The sequence below is a fragment of the Streptomyces sp. NPDC025793 genome (assembly GCF_055558375.1).
In genome coordinates, this window is sequence record NZ_JBVHMR010000058.1 from 22,770 (window position 1) to 30,856 (window position 8,087).

Consider the following 8,087-nt stretch of genomic DNA (forward strand, 5'->3'; position numbering starts at 1 on the left):
GGTCAGTTCTCCCTGATCGTCGAACGTGGGTCCAGCATGGCAAGCAGGACGTCTACAGCCAGGTTCACCAGCAACACGCCAACGCCATAAGCCAGCACAATCCCTTGGACCACTGGATAGTCCTTCTGCTGGATTGACTGCACGCCCGTGGTACCTAGCCCCGGCCACGCGAAGACGTTCTCGACGAGCACCGTCCCGGCGACAAGCCCAGTGAGCATGAGACCGGCGACCGTCAGGGTGGCGGTGAGCGCGTTCGGCAACGCGTGCTTGAGATAAATCAGGCGTGCGGGCAGGCGCTTGGCACGGGCGGTTCGGATGTAGTCGTTTTCCAGCACTGAGAGCATCTCGACGCGCACGATTCGGGCCAGAACCGCGGCCGGCCCGACAGCGAGCGAAAACACTGGAAGGATGTACGAGCTAAAGCCCCCCTGTCCCGCGACAGGCAACCATCTAAGGCTTACTCCGAAGATGTACACCAGCCCGACGGCGACCAAGAACTCCGGGATGGTGGCAAGCAGCACGGTACTCCAGGTGAATGCAAGTTCACCACCGCGGTTGCGCCCGCCGCGGGTGAAGACAGCCATGGCGACGCCTGTAGGAACGGCCAGAAGGATCACCAGGAGGAATGCAGGGAGAGCGATCGCCGTGGTGGCCAGCAGTCGGGTGCCGATCACCTCCACGACCGGGAGGTTGCTCAGGATCGAGGTGCCCAGATGGCCAGTCAACACGTTGCCGAGGTAGTGGGTGTACTGCAGCCACAGCGGATCGTTGAGGCCTAGAGCTTGGCGCTCAGCGGCGACAGCGCTCGCCGGCGCGCTGAACCCGAGGGCAGCACGCACCGGGTCGCCCGGGATCAGGTGAATCACGAGAAACGCGGCGGTGAGCAGCGCCCAGAGGGAGAACACGAACCGCTTCGCGCGGCGAGCTGCGAACAGCAGCCACGGGCTGTCCGCTAGGCCGGTCCGCGCCGCGTTTGGTGGTGCAGCGATCGCCACGTCGATTGCCTCCGAGGTAGAGCCGCCAATTAGTGGGGGTAATGCTGCGCCGGACTCGGAGGGCAGTCTTCGTCCGTGCGAACAACTCGACGCCAGGGATGTGGTCCAACTGACCGAGCCACCCAAGCAAAGCGCGCCGTCCTCATGTTGATCGGCTGATCAGGACACGCTCGTTCTCACGCCACGGGGCTCCGCCATGGCGCTGCGCACTCCGTTCCAGTGCGAGATGTCCGATGCGATGGAGCCTTGGCCGACACAGCGATGCCGTGGGCACATGCGCGGCCAACCCGGCCAGACAGTCTCTCGCCCAGCCCGCAGGCCGCTCTCACCTTCGAGCCCGAGTGCCTTGACGATGCGCAGCCCCGCGCCCGCCAGTCCGACATCGCGCGCCGGGGCGAGAGCGTCGCGAGGGCCGACGCCAGCCGATACAGCAACGGGTCCTGCACCTCAAGGACGAGCATATGCCGTGCGCGGCGGGATGCGCGAGCACGATGCGTAGCCCAGCAGTGCCGGACGTGACGACTGCGTGCACGACCGCGTTGGTGATCAGCTCTCTGATGACGCCCCGCGCGTCGGCCCGCGTCAGCTGCCAGTGCGCGCGCAGGGTCACGGCTGACGAGCCCGCTGTGGGGAGTGGCGGACACCGAGGTGCGATGTGACCTGATCTTTGCTTCGTGGCGAAGTTGCGTGGCGCCGAATGGCAGCAACAGCCCCTCGCCCGGGTTCGACGTAATTCGCGGGTTCTAGGGCGTGTGTCGGAAGTGGCTGGTTGTGACTCTGTGGCTTGTGTTTCTATGCCGGGGTGAACATCGAAAGCTCCGGAGTGCCTGATGAGAGGCCGAGCCGCTGGATCCGGCAGAGGGCTGATGGTGACGTTGAGGAGTGCGTGCGGGTCCTCGCGGAAGTCCATGCGCGCGACGGCTATCCGGTGAACTGGCCTGATCAGACGGGCGAGTGGCTGTCACGCGGGCCCCTGCTGGACTCCTGGGTCGCCGAACTCGAAGGCGGCCTGGTTGGGCATGTCAGTTTGTCGCAAGGCGGCGAAGGCGATCTTGCCCCGATGTTGTGGAGCGAGTGGAACGAGGCGACGCGGGGTATGACCGCCGTGGTCAGCAGGTTGTTCGTCGCGCCACAGGCAAGGGGACATCGCATCGGTGCACTGCTGATCGGTCGAGCAGTGGAGGAAGCGCGGCGTCGTGGCCTGCATCCGGTGCTCGACGTCGTCGCATCCGATACCGCGGCGGCAGCCCTGTATGAGCGGCTGGGCTGGGAGCTCATGGCCACAGTCGAGCAGCAGTGGAGTCCGCACCAGACGGTCGCCGTCCGCTGTTACACAGCGCCATCATGGCGTGTCCGGTCATAGCCACTCGTTGATGGCCGCGACGAGGACGGTCGCCTCGTAGCGGACCGCGAGCTTGTCATACCGTGTGGCCACGGACCGGTGCCTTTTTGAGGCGGTTGATGCCGCATTCGACTGCGTACCGAGCTTTGTAGTCCCGCGGGTCGAACTTCGGCGGCCGGCCGCCGTGCGAACCACGTTTCTTGCGGTTGCGGGCCTGGTCGGCTTTGTCCGGGATGGTGCAGCGGATCCCGCGCCGCCGCAGGTAGGCGCGGTTCTTCCAGGAGGCGTATGCATTGTCGGCCCGGGCGCGATTGGGCCGGCTGCGCGGTATTCCCGGGCCAGGAGGCCGGCTCCTGGCAGACGGCCTGGTTCTCCTGCGCCGTGCTCACCGTGTTGCTGACCTCCGTCGCCTGGAACCTGGTGCCGCGCGGCGCGACCGCCAAGATCTCCGCCACCACGGCCCCGGTCGAACGGCCGCGCACCCGGCGCTGGTTCACCGCCTTGTTGGCCGGCTATCTCCTTGAGGGTATCGGCTACATCATCGCCGGGACCTTCCTGGCCGCCGCCCTGCAGTAGGGTGCGCCCGGCTGGATCGGCAGCGGCGCCTGGATCGTGGTCGGCCTGGCCGCGCTGCTCTCGTGCGCCCTGTGGATGCGCCTGGCCCGCCGCATGTCCCGCCCCGCCCTGCTGACGATCTCCCTCTCGCTGCAGGCCGTCGACATCGCCCTGCCCGCCCTGGCCGACGGCAGCGTCGCCGCGCTCGCCGGCGCCGTCCTGTTCGGCGCCACGTTCATGGGCGTGAGCACCATGTCCCTCGCGATCGGCACCCACCTGCGGATTCCGCGCGACCTCGCCCTGCTCACCACCGGCTACAGCCTCGGCCAGATCCTCGGCCCCCTGCTGGCCGCTCCCCTCCTCCACAACGGCTACCACGACGCACTCCTGCTCGGTGCCGCCCTGGTCCTCGCCGCCGCCTTGGCCGCGGCCGCCTGCTGCATCCGCTTCCCCCACCACCTCGCCCACCACACCCCCGCCGCCTGCACCTGGAGCGTCACGCCATGCCCGGTGACCCGTCCCTCCTCGACACCGACCTGCCTGTGTGGGCCGCCCCGATGGCCGACGGCCCCAGTACCCCCGCCCTCGTGACGGCCGCGGCCCGCGCCGGAGGGCTCGGTTCCTCACCGACGGCTACAAGGTCCCGGCCGACCTCGCCGCCCGAATACCCAAGACCGGTACGGCGGTGCGGTGTTCGGCGTGAACCTCTTCGCCCCCACCCCCGTCCCCGTCGTCCCGGACGCCTACCGCGCCTACGCCCACGCGCTCCAGTCGGAAGCCGACCGCTATGGCCTCACCTCCCCGCCGAGACCGTGACCGAGGACGACGACGCCTGGGCCGACAAGCTCGACCTGCTCCTCAACACCCCCGTGCCGCTGGTGTCCTTCACCTTCGGACTCCCGAGCCCGGACACCGTCCGGGCACTCCAGGATGCGGGCAGTCTCGTAGCGCAAAGCGGCACCACGCCCAGCGAAGCCCTGGCAGCCGCGGAGACCGGCGCTGACCTGCTGATCGTCCAGGCCCCGGACGCAGGCGGCCACGGCGACCTTCTCGTCCTGCATGTTCCGCAGTTCCGCCCCCAGCCTGGTGACCTGCTGCTGGAGCAGATCGCGCTCCTGAGATGTCCAGCCCCTCGAACAGCTCCCTGAGGGCCTGGGCGAGGGCACGCGAAGCCTCGGCTAGATCATTGCCGAGCGGCCTGAGCGCACCCACGTCGCTCTCCTTCTTCTTCCCGCTCCGGCGTGTGCCGGCAGGAACGCACCGGCTCGTGCTCGATGAGCCGGTTGCAGAACGGCGCCGCCAGTGCGGCAGCCCCCAGCCCGGCGAGGGCACTACGGGCTGCGCCCTCGCAGGCCGACAGGGACAGAGTCGTCGCGACGCCACCGGCAAACACGGCGAGCAGGAGCACGAGAGCAGATCGAGCTGTCAACAAGGGTTTGTCCCTGGTCTCCCCCGCTTTGGTCTCCCCGCTCAGAGCGAGGAAGCCTGCCATCGGCACGACCGGCGGCTTGCCGCCCGGGACACAAAGCATGGGGCGTCACGTACACGTTGCACACCGTGAGCCGCAGTGCAGCACCCACAGCACCATGTTGCAGACATCAACTCCCTTCCCTGGCAAGTGTTTGGCCAGGTCAGGACACCACACCGGGATACCGTTGCCAGTTGTGTTGCATGCAACGTGGGCGCCCCTCCCCCGGCGGCCGAGCGCAACAGCTCGGCCTTGTTAGTGGTCGGGTGGCAGGGTGTGGGGTAGGCCGAAGCGGGGTAGGTGGCTGCTTTCGAAGCGGGTCACTGCGGAGATGCGGTCTGCCGCGAGGGTGAGGGCCAGCAAGCCGGTGGCGCGCCACGTGGCCGTGTGGCGGTCCAGCAGGTAGACGCCGAAGGCGGGTTGACTGTTGGCTCGGGTCGCGACCAGGCGGTAACTGGTGATCCGGTGGAAGACGGCGGCCAGTAGACGGGTGACCGCTTCGCGGCCGAGGTATTCGACCGGCAGCGGCGGCATCGTGAGGCGGACGTCGTCGGCGAGTAGCGCGACCACGCCGTCGACGTCGCCGGATTCGAAGGCCCGGGTGAGGCCGTCAACGAGCTGCCGCTCACATGGCGATTCGGGCGGAGGTGGTGGTTGCGTGGCGCCGCATCGGGACGTCTGTGCTCGGATGCCGGCGCGGGCGCGTTTGAGGGCACTGGTGACGGATTCTTCAGTGGTGGCAAGGAATTCGGCGACGTCGGCGGCACGGTAGCCGAGTACGTCCCGCAGGATGAGCACGGCGCGCTGGCGCGGCGGCAGCAGCTGGACGGCGGTCACGAACGCCAGCGATATCGCCTGTTTCGATTCGTAGCGCGCCTCGGGTCCGGGCGCGGTGTCGGGAACCCCGTCGAGCAGCACGTCGGGATAGGGTTCGAGCCAGACCACCTCGCCGTGGGCAGACGGCTCGGGCAGCTCCAACCCAGCCGCGCTGGTGCCGGGGATCGCCATTCGCGGCCTCCTGCTGGCGGCCCGCAGCACCTTGAGGCAGCGGTTCGTCGCGACGCGGTAAAGCCAGGTTCGCACCGCCGACCGCGCCTCGAACGCGCTGAGCCCCCGCCAGGCGTCGAACAACGTCTCCTGCAGGGCGTCCTCGGCGTCGTGCATCGAACCGAGGAACCGGTAGCAGTGCACCAGCAGCTCCCGGCGGAACGGTTCGACGAGCTCGCGAAACGCGTCGGCGTCGCCGGCCCGGCACCGGGCGATCAGCTCTGCGGTCACCGCATCGTCCTCTCTTCGGGCCGGTCGAGCGCCGAGGGTTTCGGCTGCGGATCCGGCCGGACAAGCCGTCAACCAAACCGACCCCGCGCCCCGGGGAAACTGGGCGGCGCGCACCGCCCAGTTTTCGCCGCGACCCGGATCTACCTCGGTGACCTCGAACAATAGGAGCACCCAATGGGACAGATCGCCGTCTTCGAAAACATCACCCTCGACGGTGTCATGCAGGACCCGATCGGCGAGGAGAGCGTCAGCGCCTTCGACTGGCGCGACAACCTGTCGGCGGCCGCCAACGAAGAATGGATCCAACGCATCGTGCACGACACGCGTGGCGTGCAGGCATTGCTGTTCGGCCGCCGCACCTACGAATTCTTTGCCCCCCGCTACGCCGACGGCACCAGCCCCGTCGCGGAACTCACCAGGAGCATCCCGAAGTACGTCCTGTCCAGCACATTGACCGACCCGTCCTGGACCAACACCACCGTGCTCAACGGTAACGCCGCCACCGAAGTAGCCAAGCTCAAGGCCAACGTCGACGGAACGATCATGATCTGGGCCAGCTCCCTGCTGGTGCGTGAACTGGTCGAGCACGACCTGATCGACGAGCTTCGCCTGGTCGTCTTTCCGCTGGTAATCGGCCACGGTACCCGCCTCTTCAGCGACACCACCGACGCCAAACACTGGCACCTCGCCGCAACCGACACCGTCGAAGACCTCGTCTATCTCACCTATCGGCGTTGACCCGAATCTTTCGTCGCGGGGGCGGCGGTCCAGGCTGGCCGAAGGCCGTCCGCCCAACCTCGGCGTTGACGCCGCCGAAGTCGGGCGGACGGTCTGGCCCGCGTCCTCGACGAGGTCGCCGCCACTCGCCAGGTGGTGGTCTTCACCCACGAGAACACACACCCACTCGACAGCGAACTCGAAGAAGACGACGACCTCTTCGGCTTCTCCTTCGACGAAGACGACGACTGAACAGCCCGTGAACAGGACCGATCCCCGCAGGCCGCCTACCACCTGGCTGGTGAGCCAGTCCCACCACCTCAAGGACAGCGCAGTGACCGAGCACCTCAGCGTCGTCCCCGACGACGACACCGCAACAGCGGGATCAGGACGGCGCTTCAGCGTCGTCCCGCCCAAGCGGGTCTGGGCCCACTGGTACCGCACCATCAAGAAGATCCGCCGCCCCGCCGGCAGCCTGGCCCTGCCTGCCATCGCCACGACCGGCACCCTGCACTTCACACACGCCCTCCACCACAGCGACAGCCACATGGCCTTCGGCCTGACCGCCCTCACCGCCGGCTACGACGCGGTCATCACGGTCTGTCGCACCTGGCAGAACATCGCCCGCCCGGCGCAGCACCACACCACACCCGCCCGGCGCGCCGCCTGACCGAGCCGGCTGGCCGGCATCCCGCTCATGGCTCCACCCCTCGTGCTCCGACCCTTTCGTCGGAGCGCTTTCGCGCTCTGCCTACTGGTCACCTGGGCGGTCTACCTGAAGGCTGCCGACGGGGAGGCCGGCGGGGGTGCGAGGCGGAGGGCTGCCTTCGGACGGCTTCTCCGGCTCGGGCGGGAGCGGTTGGCTCTTCTGCCTGCTCTCGGAACTCAGCTGTGGTCCCTCGACGCAGTAGCGCGGGGCGGCTTCCCGGTCACCGGCCGGGAGTGACCCCGCCGCTCCCATCAGGTCTGTCAGGCTCACCGCCGCTTCCGTGAACGCCAGTGCGGTGGTGGCACGGAGGGCGTCCTGGATGCGCACCGAACTGACCTGCTCGATGGCGGCGAGGCCGGCGATGAACTTCCGTTCCTGCTCGTCGTCTGACCGCAGTTTGTCGATCATCTGCATCATCGTATCCCGAGCCTTGTCGGCTCTGGTGAAGAAGAGGACACTGGCGGCTTCGTTGATGATGCCGACCACACCGGTGGCGGATGCGGAGACGGTCGAAGTGCCCTGGCGAAGGGCCTGGATCAGTGCCACCGCCAGGATGGCGAAGCCAAGGACCGCGAAGGTGACGCTCAGGATGAAGCTGGTGCGGGCCTGGCTGTATCCCTGGGCGTAGTACTTGGTGATCAGCCGTGCCTGGCTCTCGTTCTGGGCGCGAGTCCAGTCGGCGAGTCCGGCGGCGCCCTCGGTGATGTTGACCACCTACTTGCTGGAGAGTGAGTTCCGGTCGAGGTCCTCGACGGGTGTGGCCCGGGTGGCCGCGGTCTCGCCCCGGTCGCCGGTGGCGGCTGCCCGCTCGGAACGGTCCACCGGGGTGAGCCCCAGGGCTCGGTTCAGTTCCAGCTCGATCTGTTCGGCGCGGCCCCCAGTCCACGCGGAGAAGTATCCGGGTACCCACGAGGTCAGCGGGGGTACTCCTGCGAATCCGATGAACATGCCAAGGAGAACGATGGAGTTCGCCAGCGTCGGTTCGAATCTTGAGCCCACCTTGCCGAAGACCAACGCCGACGA

At 67.9% G+C, this 8,087-nt stretch carries 8 protein-coding genes and 2 pseudogenes; 5 read left to right on the plus strand and 5 right to left on the minus strand.

The window, feature by feature from the left end; all coding sequences use genetic code 11:
• Positions 1 to 2: 2 nt before the first annotated feature.
• Entirely contained in the window at positions 3 to 995 is a 993-nt protein-coding gene (locus tag ACZ4MF_RS43990) for an ABC transporter permease (protein WP_467499376.1), read from the minus strand.
• Between the two features lie 886 nt (positions 996 to 1,881).
• On the opposite strand from ACZ4MF_RS43990, the gene ACZ4MF_RS43995 reads away from it, so the two are divergent.
• Positions 1,882 to 2,358 carry a GNAT family N-acetyltransferase gene (locus tag ACZ4MF_RS43995; protein WP_467499378.1) on the plus strand — a complete coding sequence of 159 codons (477 nt, stop codon included), beginning with the start codon at positions 1,882 to 1,884 and terminating at the stop codon, positions 2,356 to 2,358.
• Here ACZ4MF_RS43995 and ACZ4MF_RS44000 read toward each other — a convergent pair.
• A pseudogene (locus ACZ4MF_RS44000) lies at positions 2,353 to 2,677 on the minus strand (transposase); the annotation flags it as partial. The gene ACZ4MF_RS43995 and the pseudogene ACZ4MF_RS44000 overlap by 6 nt on opposite strands.
• On the opposite strand from ACZ4MF_RS44000, the pseudogene ACZ4MF_RS44005 reads away from it, so the two are divergent.
• Positions 2,626 to 3,483, plus strand: a pseudogene (locus ACZ4MF_RS44005) (YbfB/YjiJ family MFS transporter). The pseudogenes ACZ4MF_RS44000 and ACZ4MF_RS44005 sit on opposite strands and share 52 nt — an antisense overlap.
• A gap of 221 nt (positions 3,484 to 3,704) precedes the next feature.
• The gene (locus ACZ4MF_RS44010; RefSeq protein WP_467499380.1) at positions 3,705 to 4,040 is read left to right on the plus strand and encodes a nitronate monooxygenase; all 336 of its coding nucleotides are present in this window, start codon (positions 3,705 to 3,707) and stop codon (positions 4,038 to 4,040) included.
• Positions 4,041 to 4,615: 575 nt separating this feature from the next.
• Here ACZ4MF_RS44010 and ACZ4MF_RS44015 read toward each other — a convergent pair.
• A complete protein-coding gene (locus tag ACZ4MF_RS44015; RefSeq protein WP_467499382.1) occupies positions 4,616 to 5,638 on the minus strand; it encodes an RNA polymerase subunit sigma-70 in 1,023 nt (340 codons plus the stop codon).
• A gap of 174 nt (positions 5,639 to 5,812) precedes the next feature.
• On the opposite strand from ACZ4MF_RS44015, the gene ACZ4MF_RS44020 reads away from it, so the two are divergent.
• Positions 5,813 to 6,376 carry a dihydrofolate reductase family protein gene (locus ACZ4MF_RS44020; RefSeq protein ID WP_467499384.1) on the plus strand — a complete coding sequence of 188 codons (564 nt, stop codon included), beginning with the start codon at positions 5,813 to 5,815 and terminating at the stop codon, positions 6,374 to 6,376.
• A gap of 280 nt (positions 6,377 to 6,656) precedes the next feature.
• The gene (locus ACZ4MF_RS44025; protein ID WP_467499386.1) at positions 6,657 to 7,025 is read left to right on the plus strand and encodes a hypothetical protein; all 369 of its coding nucleotides are present in this window, start codon (positions 6,657 to 6,659) and stop codon (positions 7,023 to 7,025) included.
• Between the two features lie 81 nt (positions 7,026 to 7,106).
• Here the strand turns inward: ACZ4MF_RS44025 and ACZ4MF_RS44030 are convergent, their stop codons facing one another.
• Together ACZ4MF_RS44030 and ACZ4MF_RS44035 are read right to left on the minus strand one after the other, a co-directional pair.
• Positions 7,107 to 7,778, minus strand: a complete 672-nt coding sequence (locus ACZ4MF_RS44030) for a TRADD-N-associated membrane domain-containing protein (RefSeq protein ID WP_467499388.1) — start codon at positions 7,776 to 7,778, stop codon at positions 7,107 to 7,109.
• A partial coding sequence (locus ACZ4MF_RS44035; RefSeq protein WP_467499390.1) for a hypothetical protein occupies positions 7,779 to 8,087 on the minus strand: 309 nt, incomplete at its 5' end.

Excerpts from the sequence above, each read along its gene's own strand:
- ACZ4MF_RS44020 (WP_467499384.1), top strand. The coding sequence starts at position 5,813 with ATGGGACAGATCGCCGTCTTCGAAAACATCACCCTCGACGGTGTCATG.